Raw genomic sequence first — 15569 nt, 5'->3', positions numbered from 1 at the left:
GGGCAACTCGGGGTGGGGGGTGGGGCGCCGTCGGCGGCGTCAGTCGCGCGGCGTGCGCACGAGCTCGAGCCGGCCGCTGCCCTCGATCAGCTCGGCCCAGGAGCCGACGTCGACCGCGCACGCCACGACCGCGCACGTCGGCAGCTCGACGAACTCCCCGGTGAGCTCGGCGACCGCGTCGCTCATGCCGGGATTGTGGCCGACGAGCATCGCGACGGATGCCTCGTCGGGCAGCGCGGCGGCGGCCGCGAGGATGGTCCGGGCCGACGCCGCGTAGAGCTCCGGCCGCTCGACGAGCCCCGCGCCGAACGCGGCCGCGTACTCGCGCGCGGTCGTGATGGCCCGGAGCGCCGGGCTCGACACGACGAGCTGCACGGCGGCACCGTCGTCCACGAGCCGGCGCGCCATGACGGGGGCGTCGCGCAGCCCCCGCGCGTTCAGCGGGCGGTCGAAGTCGGCCAGTCCCGGGTCGCCCCAGTCGGACTTCGCGTGCCGGGCGAGGAGGAGGGTCTTCATGCCCCCAGCCTCGCACCGCTCGCGCGTCGGCGCGAGGGCGCGCGCACCTCGGCCGCACGTGCGGAGCGGAGCGTCAGCCGCGCCCCGGCCTGCTCGCGACGCCGGCGAGCACCTCCAGCACGCAGAGGGCGGCGAGCCGCACGGTGCGCCCGTCCGGGGCATCCGCCGTCGCGTCCACCTCCGCGAGGTCGACGCTCGCCACGCGCGGGTCGCTCGCCGCGGCGCGCGCGAAGGCCCGCAGCTCCCACGCGGCGAGGCCGCCGGGCATCGAGGCGGGGCAGCCGGGCACCACGGAGCGGTCGCAGACGTCGACGTCGAGGTCGAGGTGCACGGGCCCGCCCGCGGCACCCGCGATGGCGAGCGCCTCGGCCATGACCTCGGCCGGCGCGCGACCGTGCAGCTCGTCGCGGTGGATGACGGTGATGCCGAGCTCGCGCGCCCGGCGCGCGTACTCGGCCGAGTTCGCGAAGTCGGCGATGCCGATCTGCACGATGCGCGCCGGGTCGAGCCCGGCCTCGACGAGCCGCCGCACCGGGGAGCCGTTCGAGACGCCGTCGCGCAGGTCGTAGTGGGCGTCGAGGGTGACGAGTCCGGCGCGGTCGAGCCCCTCGCCCCATGCGCCGAGCGCGGTGGCGACCGTCACGGAGTTGTCGCCGCCGATCGCGAGCACCACCTCGGCCAGCCCGCTGAGGCGCGCGACCTCGGCCCGGGTGCGCGCCTCGCCCTCCGGGCCGTCGGGTTCCTCGATGTCGCCTGCGTCGACGACCGCGAGCGGTGCGGACCCGGCGAGGTCGAGCTCGCGGGCGCTCCCCCGCCTGTCGGGCACGAGTGCGGCGCTGTAGCGTTGCAGCGCCTCACGCACGGCGAGCGGGGTGGCATGCGCCCCGGTCGGCGAGAGCGAGGTGCGCCACGCGGGCACGCCGAGCACGACGAGCGCCGCGCGCTCCCCCCCTGCAAGGGCGTCGGGGGCGGGCCAGGCTCCGGCGCGCGGCCAGAGGGGATCGTGCGAGAGCGCCATGCGCCCACGCTAGGCGGTCGGGCTCGCGAGCGCAGCGGGCGCGGATGCCTCGTCGTCTGCGATCCCGGACGGAGGCCGCCGCTCGCGTATCGTGGCTCGCATGCCCGAGCCCGAACGCCGCCCCGGACGTCCGCCCGCGGCATCCGGCCCGGCGCTCGCCGGCCTCGCCGTCGTGCTCGCCGCGTTCGCGGTCGCCGTGGTCCCGCTCGGCCGGCAGGCGCAGATCGCCCTGATGCACGGCATCGGCCCGGCCCAGCTCGGCGCGGTCGGCGCGATGGCGCTCGGCACCGTACTGCTCGTGATCGGCGCGGTCGCCGTGCGCGGCCGCACCCTCATCGGGGTCGCCGGGGGCGTGGCGGCCGTGCACTTCCTGCTGCTCGCCGCGGCGACGGTCACGCGACTCGGCCTCGGCGGCGGCCCCGGCGGCACGGTCGCCGACGTCGGCGGACTGCTCGCGCTCGCCCTCGCCGCCACCGCCGCCGGACTCGCGCTCGTCGGCGCGCGGGCGGTCGCACCGGCCGCGCAGCTCGGCATCCGCCGGGTCGCGCTCGTGCTCGCCGTCGGCGCGGCCGCGGTGCTCGCACTGTCCGAGCTCCCGGGGCTCGTCGCCGCACTCGGCTACGGCGCCGCCTCGGCGCTCTCGACGCTCGTGGTGTGGACCCGGGTGCTCGCGATGGTGCTGGCCGTGCTGCTCGTCGCCCGCGCGTCCCGGGGCGGGCGCGGCGCGCGGCCCCTCGCGGTCGTCGCCGCACTGCTCGCGGCCGCGCTCGCCGTCGAGGCCGCACTCGGCGTGCGGGAGTGGAGCGGCCTCGCCTTCGCCGCCGCCGTCGTCGCGGCGCTCTGTTGGGCAGCGGTCGCGGTCATCGCGGTTCGGCTCGCGATCGTCGCCGGGCCGGCCCCCGGTGGCCGCGCCCGCTCCTGAGCGGCATCCCGCCGCACCCCACCCGCTCCCGCCCGCTCCCCCGCTCCCCCGCTCCCCTATCGAGGGGGTCGAATTGCGACATCCGCTTCGTTCCAGGACGCGACGGATGTCGGAATTCGACCCCTTCGTGGAAGGTGGGCCGAGAAGGGCGGGCCGGGCGGGAGGAGCCGTCCTAGCCGCGGGACGCCCGCAGCAGCGCCACGAGCTCGCGCTCCCGCTCGGCCGTGAGCCCGGCGCGCCGCTCGCGATCGAGTCCCTGCTCGCGTTCCCACGCCAGCAGGTCGGCGAGGGTCTGCTCGATCGGGCGCGGCGCGAAGCCCTCGCGCTTGGCGGCCGCGTTCGAGTGGTCCTGGAACGCGTGCCAGCCAGGCTCGGCGATCCAGAGCGGGAGGGATGACTCGCCCGCCCACTCGGCGACGCCCTGCCCGAGGAGCCAGTCGGGATCCGCCTCGAGCTGCTCGCCCGCGAAGCCGCCGACCGCTACGGAGGCATCGAGCACCGCGCCGAAGGTCGAGCGGTCGCCGACGAGGTCGAACGCGCCGCCGAGGCCGCGCTCGATCGCGTCGAGCGTCCACGCGACCAGGTCGCGCACGTCGACGAACTGGGCGGCGGCGTCGCGGATGGCGGGCACGAGCATCGGCTCGTCGTCGCGTGCCGCGCGGGCGACCCAGTACCCGCTCCGGCCGGAGGCGTCGCCGGGACCGCCGATGAGCCCCGGCCGCACGACGAGGGCGCGGTCGCCGAACGCCTCGCGGTAGGCGAGCTCGATCGCGGACTTCGCCTCGCCGTACGTCTCGGGATCGGACTCGTCGGACTCGAGGGGCGGCAGCAGCTCCGCCGATTCGTCGGCGCCGGGCTCGTCGTGGCGCGCGTAGACGTTGCCGGACGAGATCGCGACCGCCCGATCGGCCGCCCCGGCGAGCGCGGCGGCCGCCCGTCGGGCGAAGCCGGGCTGCCGGGTGACGTCGATCACGGCATCCCAGCGCCGGTCGGCGACGGCGTCGTAGGCGTCGGCGCGCGAGCGGTCGGCGACGACGAGCCGGGCTCCGTCGGCGACGCCGCCGACCTCGCCGCGGGCGAGGCACGTGACCAGGTGGTCGCGGCGCAGGGCCTCGCGGGCGAGCTCACGGCCGAGCCACTGGGTGCCGCCGAGGATCAGGATCTCCATCCCGCCATCACAGCACCCTTCGACAAGCTCAGGGAACCAGCTGGTTCCCTGAGCCCGTCGAAGGGACCCCGTCGAAGCGCGCCAGCTGGCTCGCTGAGCTTGTCGAAGCGCGACAGCTGGCTCGCTGAGCCTGTCGAAGCGCGCCCTTCGACAAGCTCAGGGAACCATGCGTCGAAGCGCGGCCCTTCGACAGGCTCAGGGAACCATGCGTCGAAGCGCGGCCCTTCGACAGGCTCAGGGAACCATGCGTCGAAGCGCGGCCCGGGAATAGCCTCGTGAGCGACGCAGTTCCACTTGCAGGTACCCCAGAGGGGTATTAACCTGGCGAGAGGACACAGGAGGGCACGATGAACGCGAGCCAGCACGACCCGCACACCGGCCACCAGGCATCCGGCCACGACCCGCACGCCGCGCACACTCAGCACGACGAGCACCGCGCGCACGCCGGGCACGACATGACCGGGCACGCCGGGCACGACATGAGCGGGCACGGCGGCCACGGTAGCCACGGCGGGCACGGCGACCACGTCGGTCAGTTCCGCCGGCTGTTCTGGATCATGCTCGTCATCGCGGTGCCGACCGTCGTGCTCAGCCCGATGTTCGCCGGGCTGATCGGCTACCAGCTGCCCGACACGGGCATCGTGCCCTGGATCTCGCCGGTCCTCGGCACCGTCATGTACTTCTGGGGCGGCAAGCCCTTCCTCACCGGCGCCTGGTCGGAGCTGAAGTCCCGCAAGCCCGGCATGATGCTGCTGATCGGCCTCGCCATCACGGTCGCGTACTTCGCGAGCCTCGCCGCGAGCTTCGGCCTCGTCAGCCACCACCTCGACTTCTGGTGGGAGCTCGCGCTCCTGATCGTCATCATGCTGCTCGGCCACTGGATCGAGATGAAGTCGATCGCCCAGGCCTCCAGCGCCCTCGACGCGCTGGCCGCGCTGCTGCCCGACGAGGCCGAGCGCATCGTCGACGGCCCCGACGGGCAGACCGTCGAGACGGTCACGCCCGCCGAGCTCGCCCTCGGCGACGTCGTCATCGTGCGGCCCGGCGGCCGCGTCCCCGCCGACGGCGAGGTCGTCGACGGCACGGCCGACGTCGACGAGTCCATGATCACGGGCGAGTCGCGCCCCGTCCGCCGCGGCCCCGGCGATCATGTCGTCGCGGGCACCGTCGCGACGGACACGGCGATCCGCGTCCGAGTCGGCGCAGTCGGCGACGACACGGCGCTCGCCGGCATCCAGCGGCTCGTCGCGCAGGCGCAGGCCTCGAGCTCCCACGCGCAGCGCCTCGCCGACCGCGCGGCCGGCTGGCTGTTCTGGTTCGCCCTCGGCGCGGCCGTGCTCACCGCCATCGCCTGGACCGTGCTCGGCAACCCGGACGACGCCGTCGTCCGCACGATCACCGTGCTCGTGATCGCCTGCCCGCACGCGCTCGGCCTCGCCATCCCGCTCGTCGTGCAGATCGCGACCGAGCGCGCAGCCAAGGGCGGCGTGCTCATCACCGACCGGCTCGCGCTCGAGACGATGCGCACCGTCGGCGCCGTGCTCTTCGACAAGACCGGCACGCTCACCAAGGGCGAGCCCGCCGTGACGGATGCCGCGGCGGCCCCGGGCCACGAGCTCGACGAGGTGCTCGCGCTCGCGGCATCCGCCGAGTCCGACTCGGAGCACCCGCTCGCGAAGGCCATCGTCGCGGATGCCGAGCGCCGCGGTCTGCGCCGCAGCGAGACGAGCGAGTTCGAGGCCTCGGCCGCGATCGGCGTGCGCGCCGTCGTCGGCGGCCGCGTCGTGCAGGTCGGCGGCCCCGGGCTGTTGCAGCGCGAGGGCGTCGAGGCGCTCCCGGCCTCCGCGCCGTGGGCGGACGGCGGCTCGACCGTGCTGCACGTGCTCGTCGACGGGCAGGTCGCCGGGGCGCTCGCGCTGGACGACGAGATCCGGCCCGAGTCCCGCGAGGCGGTCGACGCGCTGCACGCGCTCGACATCCAGGTCGTCATGATCACGGGCGACGCCGAACCCGTCGCCCGTCGCGTCGCCGGCGAGCTCGGCATCGACCGGGTGTTCGCGGGCGTGCGGCCCGAGGACAAGGCGGCGAAGGTGCAGGAGCTCCAGCGCGAGCGGCTCAGCGTCGCGATGGTCGGCGACGGCGTGAACGACGCGCCCGCGCTCGCCCAGGCGGACGTCGGCATCGCGATCGGTGCGGGCACGGATGTCGCGATCGCCTCCGCGGGCGTGGTGCTCGCCTCGAGCGACCCGCGCTCGGTGCTGTCCGTGATCGAGCTGTCGCGGGCGAGCTACCGCAAGATGTCGCAGAACCTCTGGTGGGCGGCCGGCTACAACCTGATCTCGGTGCCGCTCGCGGCGGGCGTGCTCGCGCCGATCGGGTTCGTGCTGCCGATGTCGATCGGCGCCATCCTGATGAGCCTGTCGACCGTCATCGTGGCGCTCAACGCGCAGCTGCTGCGCCGGCTCGACCTGCGGCCCGAGGCCTCGGCGAAGGCGGTGCTCGAGCGGCGCTGATTCGGGATGCCGAGCGGCCGGCCTGCGTGCGGGCCGGCCGCTCGGCGCCGCTCGACTCTCATGTCGGGGGCCCCGCCTACACTGGCGCCAGGGAGGCCGAGATGCCGTTGGAGCGGTTCGCCTCGCACGCGACCGACGTCGACCGGGCCGAGCGCGAGATGCAGCAGATCTGGCCGACGACGCGGCTCGGGCGCGATCCCGACCACCGTTTCGTGTACGAGCAGACGGTGCTGAGCGACGCCTCGGCGAGCTTCATCCGGCTCCACATCGGCACCCGCCTCGAACGCGCATCCACCCGTCTCGACGACGCCTTCATGATCGGGCGCCGCAGCGGCGGCGGGTACGTCTATCGCACCGACGGCAAGGCGGGCAGCCGCAGCGCGGTGATGCTGTTCCACCCGGGCTCCGTGCAGGCCGACATCCACGATCTCAAGATCGATCTGGTCTCCCTCTCGCGCAGCGAGGCGCAGCGGGTCGCCGCAGGCCTCGTCGGCGCCGACTCGGCCACGCTGCGGTTCGGCGGCGTCGGCGCCCGCAACGCCAAGCTCGAGCGGTACTGGGCGGCGCTGCACGAGCACGTGCTGCGCGAGGTGCTCGCCGACGACGAGCTCGCCTCGAACGATCTGATCCGGGGCCAGGCGGTGCGGTCCCTGCTCGTCGCGGCCTTCGCGGCGTTCCCGATCGAGATCCTCGGCGACGCGGGCTACGCCGACGGCGCCCTGCCCGCCGCGGTGCGCCGCGCCGTCGACTACGCGGAGTCGCACGCCGCCGAGCCGGTCACCGTCGACGACCTCGCTGCGGCGGCGCGCCTGACCAGTCGCGGACTGCAGGCCGCCTTCCGCCGGCACCTCGACACGACGCCGAGCGAGTATCTCCGCCGGGTGCGGCTCGCCCGGGCCCACGAGGAGCTCCGCGGGGCCGACCCCACCGCCGGCGACACCGTGCGCGGCATCGCGCGGCGTTGGGGCTTCAGCAACGACGCCCGCTTCGCGCGCGCCTACCGCGAGGCGTACGGCGTGACACCGGTCGCCACGTTGCGCGGCTGAGACGGCGCGCGCCCTCGCCGCCCGCATAACGGCAGTATTTGCGGGTGCGCGGGCGCGAACACCCGCAAATACTGCCGTTTTGCGGGGGCGCGTGGCAGGTGGGACCGGGCAGGGGCGGGCGGGAGCGGCGGCGGCGGGGCCGCCCGCTCAGTCGAGCGAGCGCACCTCGATCGGGCTCGCGGCGGTGGTGCCCGCCTCGTCGCCCGTGAATCCGGCGGCGGCGTTGTCGATGCGGAACGTCGCGAACTCCGAGCGGTAGCGCGCCTCGGCGTACTCGACCGCACGCCCGTGCACGTCACGGGAGAGCCGGCGTTCGCGGAGCAGCGCCGCGCCGGACGGCACGCCGAGCGCCTCCCCGTCGAGCGGGTTCGCCGCGACGGCGTCGATCGTGTGGCGCGCCTGCACGAGCCCGAAGCCGTGACGGGCGAGCTCGGCCGAGACCGAGGCGTGATCGAGGTCGAGGCCGATCAGCACGCGGCCGACGTCCGGCACGAAACTCGCGCGCTCGATCATGATCGGCACCTCGTCGAGGAGCCGCACCCGGATCAGTTCGACGACGACGGCGCCCTCGTCGAGCTCGAGCAGGCCGGCGACGGCGGATGCCGCGTGCCGACGTTCGAGGGAGAGCGTCCTCGTGCCCGGGGTCTTGCCCTCGGCCCGGGCCCAGTCGGTGAAGGAGCGGAAGGTCGCGAGCGACTGGGCCGGCACGACCTTGCCCACGACCGGCGGCTTGCCGCGACCGCCGACGATGAACCCCTCGGCGCGGAGTGCGGCGAGGGCCCGGCGCACCGGTCCCCGCGAGGTGCCGAACTCCCGGCACAGCGCGGCCTCGCTCGGCAGGGCCATCCCGGCCGACCAGACGCCGCGCTCGATGCGGGTTCGCAGCTCGGCCCGCACTCGGAGCGAGACGGGGGACCGACGGCCCGACGGTGCGCTGATGACCATGCTCCGACGATAGGGAGCGCGGTGTCCCCCGAACCGGGCACCCGGCGACGCCCGGGTGAACACTGCGTGAACTCGGCGGCGGGGCGCTCGGGGTCGGCCCGCGACCCGGCCCCGGGCCCGCGCACCGCGCGGGCCCGGCAGCCGGTCTGCTACTGCCCCAGCATCTCGCGCATCTCGGCGATCTCCTCGGTCTGGTCCGCGATGACGGCCTCCGCGAGCGCGAGCACGTCGGCGTTCTCGCCCTCGGCCAGCACGTCCTCGGCCATCGCGACCGCGCCCTCGTGGTGCACGATCATCTGCTCGAGGAACAGCGGCCCGGCCTCGGCTCCGCTCGCCGCCTCCAGCGCGGCGAGGTCGTCGGCGGACATCATCGTGCTGTGGTCCATCCCGGCCATGCCGCCGCCGGACTGGCCCCAGTCCTCGAGCCAGCCCTCCATGCGGTCGATCTCGGGCTGCTGAGCGGCCTTGATCCGCTCGGCGAGCGCCGCGACCTCGGGGTCGAGCCCCTCCTTCGCGAGCACGAGGTCGGCCATCTCGATGGCCTGCTGGTGGTGCATGATCATGCCCGCCGTGAAGGCGACGTCGGCCTCGTTGGCTGCGGCGAGCTCGCTCGCCGACTGGCTCGGGTCGCCGCCGGTGCCGGAGTGGTCCATCCCGTCCATCCCGCCCATCCCGCCGCCGGCGGCGCAGCCGCTGAGGACGAGGAGGCCGGCGGATGCCGCGGCGATCGTGGCGAGACGCACGGCGGCGCGGGGGGTCAACTGAATCTTCATGGTGTGCTCTTCCGTTCGTGATCGGCGCGCCGCCGGTCGACGGCGCGCGTGGCGCAGGCGCCGCGCGAGGGCGACGCGAGCGCGGATCACGTCCGGCTGATGGAGAGCTGCAGCAAGGAGGGCGCCGGACGGCGTCCCTCGCTCGCGAGCCGACGGGCGACGGCGACGAGCCGCATCGCGCCGGGCAGGCGCAGCGGCGCCGCGGCCGCGCCGAGCAGGAGCACGGCGAGCAGCGCGAGGATGCAGATGAGCGCGGCGATGCCGCCGTCGCCGGGTTCGGCCGTCACGTCGGCACGGTCGCCGGACGACGCGCCGGCGGAGGTCGCGGCGCCGGCGGAGGTCGCGGCGTGGGCGGATGCCTCGTCGCTCGCGAGATGCCCGGCTGCCGCACCGGAGCCTTCCGCCGCGTGGGCGACGGGCAGCGCGTGCCCGCCCTCGTGCCCGCCCGCGCCGCCGAGGGCGTGCATGGCGAGCAGTCCGAGCAGGATGGCGGGCACGGCGAGCAGCGCGAGGAGCGCCCGCCGAATACCCATACCCCCTACTCTAGGACGTCGTCGCCTCCGACGCACCCGCCGACGACGCGTCCGCCGACGTACCGTCCGAGGCAGACGACGCGCCGCCCGAGGCATCCACCCCGTCGTCGGCGCGAGCCGCGCGCTTGGCCCGCCGTCGCTCCCGGCCGCCCTCGACGAGGTCGTAGAGCACCGGGAGCACGACGAGCGTCAGCGCCGTCGAGGAGATCAGGCCGCCGATCACGACGATCGCGAGCGGCTGCGAGATGAAGCCCGAGTGCCCGGTGATGCCGAGCGCCATCGGCAGCAGCGCGAAGATCGTCGCCAGCGCGGTCATGAGGATCGGCCGCAGTCGCCTCGAGGCGCCGTGCAGCAGGGCCTCGCGCACACTCATCCCCCGGTCGCGGTACTGGTTGACGAGGTCGACGAGCACGATCGCGTTCGTCACGACGATGCCGACGAGCATGAGCACGCCCACGAGCGAGGCGACGCCGAGCGGGATGCCGCTGAGGATCTGCAGCGCGATCGCCCCCGTCGCCGCGAACGGCACCGAGACGAGCAGCAGCAGCGGCTGCAGCAGCGAGCGGAAGGTCGCCACCATCACCACGTAGACGATGAGGATCGCCGCGAGCAGCGCGAGCCCGAGCTGCGAGAACGACTCGGTCTGGTCCGCGGTGACCCCGCCGACGGAGGCGGCGGTGCCGTCGGGCAGCTCGACCTCGGCGAGCGCCTGCGAGACGGCCGCGCTCGCGGTGCCGAGGTCGTCGCCCGCGGGCGTCGCCGAGACGGTCGCGCTGCGCAGCCCCTGCACGGTCGTGACCGTGGCCGGGCCGTCGACCTGCGCGACGGTCGCGAGCGAGTCGAGGCGCACCGGGCCGGCGGCGGTCGGCACCGGCAGCTCCTGGAGCGCGGCGATCGTCGTGGGCGGCTCCTCGGAGTCCAGGTAGATGGTGAGCGTCTTCTCGTCGATCACGATCGAGCCCGCGCTCTGCGGCTGCATCGCCGCCGAGACGAAGCCGCCGAGGGCGACCTCCGAGTACCCCGCCTCCGCGGCCGCCGAGCGGTTCACCTCGACGGCGATGTAGGGCCGCCCCTCGGAGAGGTTCGAGGTGACCTGGGCGAGGGAGTCGATGCCGTCGAGCTCCTGCACGACGGCGTCGGTCGCGGTGCGCAGGTCCTCGGCGTTCGAGGCGGTGATGTCGACCTCGATGTCGTTCGAGGCGCCGAAGCCGCTCGCCGCGGAGAGAGTGACCTCGCCGACGTCCTGGAGGTCGTCGAGCTCGCCGCGCACGGTGGCCTGCAGCGCGTCCTGATCGGCCGACTCGTCGGTCGTCACCGAGTAGGTGACGGTCGCCGCGCCGCCGCCGAGCAGGGCCGAGAGGCCGCGCCCGCCGGAGCCGATCGAGGTCTGCACGGTGTCGACGCCCTCCGTGTCGAGCAGCGTCTGCTCGACGGGCTTCGAGGCCGCGTCGAGCGCGTCGAGGCTCGTGCCGACCGGAAGCTCCTGCGTGACCTGGAAGGTGTTCTGCCCCGAGGAGCCGAGGAAGTTCGTCTTCATGAGCGGCGTCAGCGCGATCGTGCCGCCGAGCACGAGCACGGCGAGCAGGATGGTCGTGACGCCGTGCTTCAGCGTCCAGTGGATGATCGGCAGGTAGCCGCGCTGCAGCCGCGAGGGGTGCTCCAGCTCGTCGGCGCCCGCGGCCCCGCCGGTCGCGGATGCCTCGTCGATGAATGCCGCGGCCGAGGCATCCGAGCCGTCGTGCTTGTGCACCTTCGCGGGCTTCAGGAACCAGTACGCGAGCACCGGCACGATCGTGAGCGCGACGAGCAGCGAGGCCAGCAGCGCGATCGTGACGGTGAGCGAGAACGGCCGGAACAGCTCGCCCGTGACGCCCTCGACGAGCGCCATCGGCAGGAACACCGCGACCGTCGTGATCGTCGACGCGGTGATCGCGCCGGCGACCTCGCGCACGGCGCGCACGATGGTCGCGGCCTTGTCGACGCCGGCGACGAGGTGCCGCTTGATGTTCTCGATGACGACGATCGAGTCGTCGACGACGCGGCCGATCGCGATGGTGAGCGCGCCGAGCGTCAGGATGTTCAGCGTGTAGTCGGCGGCCTGCAGCCCGATGAAGGTGATCAGCACCGAGGTCGGGATGGAGATCGCGGTGACGAGCGTCGCCCGCACCGAGAGCAGGAAGACGAGGATCACGATCACGGCGAACACGAGGCCGAGGAGGCCCTCGGTCGCGAGCGACTCGATCGACTGCTCGATGTACGGCGCCTGGTCGAAGACGACGGTGAACGTCGCGCCGGGGTTCGTCGTGTCGAGCGAGGACTCCAGGTCGGGCAGCAGCGCCTTGACCGCGTTCGACACCTCCACGGTGTTCGCCGCGGGCAGCTTCGTGACGGAGATCGTGAGGGCCGGCTCGCCGTTCACCCGGGAGATGCTCGTCACGGGGTTCTCGCCGAGCGCCACCGTCGCGACATCGCCGATGGTGGGCGGAGTCGTGCCGGGCTGGCCGACGAGGGGCAGGGCCGCGACGTCGTCGACACTGCCGAGCCGGGCGCCCGACTGCACGGCGAAGGTGCGGTCGTCCTCCGTGATCGTGCCCGCGGGCACGAGCACGCCGTTCTGCGACAGCGCGTCGCGGATCGCCTGCACGGTGAGGCCGCGCGCGGCGAGGGCGGCGGGGTCCGGGGTGATGTTGACGCGCTGGCCGACGTCGCCGACGAGGGTCGCGTCGCGCACGCCGTCGACGTCGGTGATCTCGCCGAGGGTGGTGCGGCTGATCTCGTCGGAGAGGGCGGCCGTGTCGTCCACGCCGGTGACGGCGAGCTGCACCACGGGGAAGTCGTCGAGCGAGAGCGCGACGACCTGCGGGTCGACGTCGTCGGGCAGCGACTGCTGGATGCGGTTCACCGCGGAGAGCAGCTTCTGCTCGGCGAAGGCGAGGTCGGTGCCGTAGGTGAAGCTCGCGGTCACCCGGGAGAGCCCGGTCGAGCTCGTCGTCGAGGTCGACTCGAGGCCGGTGATGCCCTGGATCGCGGTCTCGATCGGGGTCGACACGTCGGCGTCGACGACGTCGGGCGAGGCGCCGGGGTAGCTCGTCACGATCGAGAGCTGCGGGAACGCGATGGAGGGCGCGAGCTCCTGCTTGAGGCTCGTGAGCGAGAGGGCGCCGAAGATCGCCACGACGATCGTGACGAGGGCGATGAGCGCACGGTTGCGCATGCTGAGCTTCGCGAGCAGGTGCATGGGCACGATTCTCGCAGTCCGATTCGTTCGGAAAGGTCACGGTTCGCTGAACGCCGGTCCCGCCGGCGCGCCGGGCGGTCGCTCGACGCAGTCGCGGCACCCGTCCGAGGGTGATTCCGGACGCCTCAGGGGGCATGCTGTCCCCCGGATGGGGGTTGCCTGAGGCATCCTCAAGGCGTATCTTCGGCAGCACCGGGGGGTGATCGGAATGACCGATCTGATCGTTGCACGGCGAACGCCGCTGCAGCGCCCTGCCCTCCGAATCGCCCTCGCGGGCGCGGCCGTCTCGGCCGCCTGGCTCGCGATCTCGCTCTTCACCGGCGCGTCCGGCGCCTCCGCGGAAGAAGCGGCGCCGCCGCCCGGCAGCGGTTCGTCGAGCTCCAGCGGCTCCGGGCTGCTCGGCGCCGTCGGCTCGGTGCTCGGCACCGTCGGCAGCGTCACCGGCGCAGTGGGCGACACGCTCGACGGCGTCGTCGGCGCCGTCACGGCACCCGTGAACCAGGTGCTCGAACCCGTCGTCGAGGTCGCCCCGGCGCCCGTCGCTGAAGTCGTCGAGGAGGTTCCGGCCGTCGTGGACACGGTGACGGATGCCGCGAACGGAGCCGTCGACACCGTCGACGAGGCCGTCACCGGCACCGTCGGCGCAGTCGGCGGCGCGGTCTCCGGCATCGCCGGCGGCGGAGCCGTCGGAGGGGTCGTGACGCCCGTCACGGACGCGGTGGATCACCTGGTCGGCACCCTCCCCGTCGTGGGTGGCCTGCTCGGCCCGACCCCCGTCGGCGCCATCCTGAACCCCGTCGCCGGCGCCGTCGACGACACCCTCGGCGGGGTGGTCGGCTCGCTCGGCCCGCTGCCCGACGGCGGCGTGCTGCCGCAGCTGCCGACCGTGCCGCTGCTGCCCGGAGGGCCGGGCGGCCCTGGCGGTCCCGCCGAGCCCGGCGGCCCCGGCACGGTGCCGATCCCGCCGTCGTCGCTCCCTTCGGCGACGGCCGCTGAGCCCGCGCCCGCCGCCGCGGCGATCGGCCCACCCGCCCGCGCCGGCACGGACGTGCGCTCGGCGGGCGATGCGGCGCTTGGCGCCCAGTTGCGCGCGCCGCACGACACCGCGCCGCCGAACGCCCCGAACACGCCGTTCCCCGGCGCCCCGTTCTCGCCCGCCCTCGGCGGCGCCGCAGGCGGGACCGCGGCGGGCTCCGGCTCGGCCGGGGCATCCACCAGCTCCGACGCGGCCCTCGCCGCCGTCGGCCACGAGGCGAACGCCTCCCTCGCGCTCAGCACGGTGAACGACGAGCTGCCCTCGTCGCCCGTGTTCGAGACCGACACCACTCCTGACTGACGGGAACCGCCGTCCGTCGACGCGCTCACGCGCGCGCTCGGACACACGGTCACTCCGCTCCGGCATGCGCCGGCGCGTCGATTCCCACACAGTCAGGAGAACTGATCATGAATCTCAAGCAGCTCGCCGTGAGGGCGCTCTACGCGACCCTCGTCACCGGGGGGCTCACGCTCCTCGGCGCCGGCGTCGCGCACGCTGCGGACACCAGCGGCGACGACGGCATCCTGTCCGGCTCCCAGGCCGGCATCTCGATCGACCTCCCGATCACACTCGGCGGCAACGCCGTCAGCGTGCTCGGCGACTCGAGCTCCAGCGACGCGAGCACGGAGACGGCGCCCGCCGCCCCGGCCGCCCCCGCCGAGGAGGCCACCACCTCCGGCGACGACGGGGTCGGCTCGGGCACGCAGGCGCTCATCGACGTGAACGTGCCGATCACCGTCGGCGGGAACGCGATCAGCGTGCTCGGCGACAGCAGCACGAGCGAGCCGACGACCGAGGTCGCCCCGGCCGCCGAGACCCCGGCGGACGCGGGCAGCGCTCCGGCCGAGACCAGCGGCAGCGACGGCGTCCTCGGCGGCACGCAGGGGCTCGTCGACGTCGCCGTGCCGGTCACGGTCGGCGGCAACGCCATCTCGGTGCTCGGCGACAGCTCGTCCGACGGCGCCGGCACGACAGTCGCGGAGGGTGCGGGCAGCGCACCGGCCGCGGGCGGCTCCACCTCCGGCGACGACTCGATCCTCGGCGGCACCCAGGTGCTCGGCGGGGTCGGCGCGCCGGTCACGGTCGGCGGCAACGCGATCAGCGTCGTCGGCGACAGCGAGTCGACGGATGCCTCCACCGAGGTGACGGGCGGCACGGGCAGCGGCTCCGGCAGCGGGGCTGAGACCAACGGCGACGACGGCATCCTGGGCGGCACGCAGCTGCTGCCCTCGCTCGGCGTCCCGGTCACGGTCGGCGGCAACGCCATCTCGGCGGTCGGCGACAGCACGTCGACGGACGCCTCCACCGAGGTGACCGGCGGCACGGGCAGCGGCTCCGGCAGCGGGGCCGAGACCAGCGGCCTCGGCGGACTGCTCGGCGGGACGCAGCTCGTGCCCGGCCTCTCGCTGCCGATCACGGTCGGCGGCAACGCCATCTCGGTGATCGGGGACAGCGAGACGGACGGCCCGACGACGATCGTCGACCCGACGGATCCCACGGACCCGACGGACCCGACCGACCCGACGGACCCGACCGGCCCGACCGATCCCACGACGCCGACCACCCCGACCACGCCGACCGCCCCGTCGACGCCGGCCGGGAACGGCGGGAGCGGCGGAGGCGCGACGATGGTCGCCGCCGAGGGCACGACCGGGCTCGCCAGCACCGGCGTCGACGGCTCCATCTTGTGGGCCGCGCTCGCGCTGCTCGCACTCGGCCTGGTGCTCGTCGGACGGCGTCGCATCGCCCGCAACTGAACCCTTGGGGCCCGGGCTCCGGCCCGGGCCCCGAAACCCCTGAACTCCCGGTCGCCTCCGCGGTGGACCGGGCGGCCGGATCCGTCCGGCCGGGGTCGGGGCGG

12 protein-coding genes are annotated in these 15569 nt (G+C 74.7%); 5 read left to right on the top strand and 7 right to left on the bottom strand.

The window, feature by feature from the left end; genetic code table 11:
* Positions 1 to 39 precede the first annotated feature (39 nt).
* Positions 40 to 516: a SixA phosphatase family protein gene (locus IEY71_RS00370; protein WP_189083342.1), complete on the bottom strand. Its 477-nt coding sequence runs from the start codon at positions 514 to 516 to the stop codon at positions 40 to 42.
* A gap of 73 nt (positions 517 to 589) precedes the next feature.
* Positions 590 to 1534 (bottom strand): arginase family protein, encoded by a 945-nt coding sequence (locus IEY71_RS00365; protein ID WP_189083341.1) that lies wholly within the window; start codon positions 1532 to 1534, stop codon positions 590 to 592.
* A gap of 100 nt (positions 1535 to 1634) precedes the next feature.
* Here IEY71_RS00365 and IEY71_RS00360 point away from each other — a divergent pair, with 100 nt between their 5' ends.
* The gene (locus IEY71_RS00360; protein ID WP_189083340.1) at positions 1635 to 2456 is read left to right on the top strand and encodes a hypothetical protein; all 822 of its coding nucleotides are present in this window, start codon (positions 1635 to 1637) and stop codon (positions 2454 to 2456) included.
* Between the two features lie 172 nt (positions 2457 to 2628).
* Here IEY71_RS00360 and IEY71_RS00355 read toward each other — a convergent pair whose 3' ends face one another.
* Positions 2629 to 3624: an NAD-dependent epimerase/dehydratase family protein gene (locus tag IEY71_RS00355; RefSeq protein WP_189083339.1), complete on the bottom strand. Its 996-nt coding sequence runs from the start codon at positions 3622 to 3624 to the stop codon at positions 2629 to 2631.
* Positions 3625 to 3971: 347 nt separating this feature from the next.
* On the opposite strand from IEY71_RS00355, the gene IEY71_RS00350 reads away from it, so the two are divergent.
* Together IEY71_RS00350 and IEY71_RS00345 are read left to right on the top strand one after the other, a co-directional pair.
* Positions 3972 to 6137 (top strand): copper-translocating P-type ATPase, encoded by a 2166-nt coding sequence (locus IEY71_RS00350; RefSeq protein WP_189083338.1) that lies wholly within the window; start codon positions 3972 to 3974, stop codon positions 6135 to 6137.
* 101 nt (positions 6138 to 6238) lie between these two features.
* Positions 6239 to 7183 carry a helix-turn-helix transcriptional regulator gene (locus IEY71_RS00345; RefSeq protein ID WP_189083337.1) on the top strand — a complete coding sequence of 315 codons (945 nt, stop codon included), beginning with the start codon at positions 6239 to 6241 and terminating at the stop codon, positions 7181 to 7183.
* A 147-nt stretch (positions 7184 to 7330) separates the two neighbouring features.
* Here the strand turns inward: IEY71_RS00345 and IEY71_RS00340 are convergent, their stop codons facing one another.
* The 4 genes from IEY71_RS00340 to IEY71_RS00325 all read right to left on the bottom strand — a co-directional run bounded on the left by IEY71_RS00340 (position 7331) and on the right by IEY71_RS00325 (position 12672).
* Positions 7331 to 8128, bottom strand: coding sequence for a GntR family transcriptional regulator (locus IEY71_RS00340; RefSeq protein ID WP_189083336.1), 798 nt, complete (start codon positions 8126 to 8128; stop codon positions 7331 to 7333).
* 149 nt (positions 8129 to 8277) lie between these two features.
* Positions 8278 to 8901, bottom strand: coding sequence for a DUF305 domain-containing protein (locus IEY71_RS00335; protein ID WP_189083335.1), 624 nt, complete (start codon positions 8899 to 8901; stop codon positions 8278 to 8280).
* Between the two features lie 86 nt (positions 8902 to 8987).
* Positions 8988 to 9434, bottom strand: a complete 447-nt coding sequence (locus IEY71_RS00330; protein WP_189083334.1) for a DUF6153 family protein — start codon at positions 9432 to 9434, stop codon at positions 8988 to 8990.
* 10 nt (positions 9435 to 9444) lie between these two features.
* Complete coding sequence (locus IEY71_RS00325; protein ID WP_189083333.1) at positions 9445 to 12672, bottom strand: efflux RND transporter permease subunit; 3228 nt, start codon at positions 12670 to 12672, stop codon at positions 9445 to 9447.
* A gap of 208 nt (positions 12673 to 12880) precedes the next feature.
* Here IEY71_RS00325 and IEY71_RS00320 point away from each other — a divergent pair, with 208 nt between their 5' ends.
* Both IEY71_RS00320 and IEY71_RS00315 read left to right on the top strand, forming a co-directional pair.
* Positions 12881 to 14008: a hypothetical protein gene (locus IEY71_RS00320; RefSeq protein WP_189083332.1), complete on the top strand. Its 1128-nt coding sequence runs from the start codon at positions 12881 to 12883 to the stop codon at positions 14006 to 14008.
* Positions 14009 to 14115: 107 nt separating this feature from the next.
* Positions 14116 to 15465, top strand: coding sequence for a hypothetical protein (locus tag IEY71_RS00315; protein ID WP_189083331.1), 1350 nt, complete (start codon positions 14116 to 14118; stop codon positions 15463 to 15465).
* Positions 15466 to 15569 lie beyond the last annotated feature (104 nt).

This window comes from Agromyces mediolanus, assembly GCF_014648575.1.
In the GTDB taxonomy this organism is placed as follows: domain Bacteria; phylum Actinomycetota; class Actinomycetes; order Actinomycetales; family Microbacteriaceae; genus Agromyces; species Agromyces mediolanus.
The sequence above is the reverse complement of the archived record's forward strand: the minus strand, read 5'-3'. Positions and strand labels throughout refer to the sequence as shown.

Bases quoted from the DNA above. Each gene is read 5' to 3' on its own strand.
- IEY71_RS00355 (WP_189083339.1), bottom strand. From the start codon at position 3,624: ATGGAGATCCTGATCCTCGGCGGCACCCAGTGGCTCGGCCGTGAGCTC.
- IEY71_RS00315 (WP_189083331.1), top strand. From the start codon at position 14,116: ATGAATCTCAAGCAGCTCGCCGTGAGGGCGCTCTACGCGACCCTCGTC.
- IEY71_RS00360 (WP_189083340.1), top strand. From the start codon at position 1,635: ATGCCCGAGCCCGAACGCCGCCCCGGACGTCCGCCCGCGGCATCCGGC.
- IEY71_RS00340 (WP_189083336.1), bottom strand. From the start codon at position 8,128: ATGGTCATCAGCGCACCGTCGGGCCGTCGGTCCCCCGTCTCGCTCCGA.
- IEY71_RS00325 (WP_189083333.1), bottom strand. From the start codon at position 12,672: ATGCACCTGCTCGCGAAGCTCAGCATGCGCAACCGTGCGCTCATCGCC.
- IEY71_RS00335 (WP_189083335.1), bottom strand. From the start codon at position 8,901: ATGAAGATTCAGTTGACCCCCCGCGCCGCCGTGCGTCTCGCCACGATC.
- IEY71_RS00365 (WP_189083341.1), bottom strand. From the start codon at position 1,534: ATGGCGCTCTCGCACGATCCCCTCTGGCCGCGCGCCGGAGCCTGGCCC.
- IEY71_RS00330 (WP_189083334.1), bottom strand. From the start codon at position 9,434: ATGGGTATTCGGCGGGCGCTCCTCGCGCTGCTCGCCGTGCCCGCCATC.
- IEY71_RS00350 (WP_189083338.1), top strand. From the start codon at position 3,972: ATGAACGCGAGCCAGCACGACCCGCACACCGGCCACCAGGCATCCGGC.
- IEY71_RS00320 (WP_189083332.1), top strand. From the start codon at position 12,881: ATGACCGATCTGATCGTTGCACGGCGAACGCCGCTGCAGCGCCCTGCC.
- IEY71_RS00345 (WP_189083337.1), top strand. From the start codon at position 6,239: ATGCCGTTGGAGCGGTTCGCCTCGCACGCGACCGACGTCGACCGGGCC.
- IEY71_RS00370 (WP_189083342.1), bottom strand. From the start codon at position 516: ATGAAGACCCTCCTCCTCGCCCGGCACGCGAAGTCCGACTGGGGCGAC.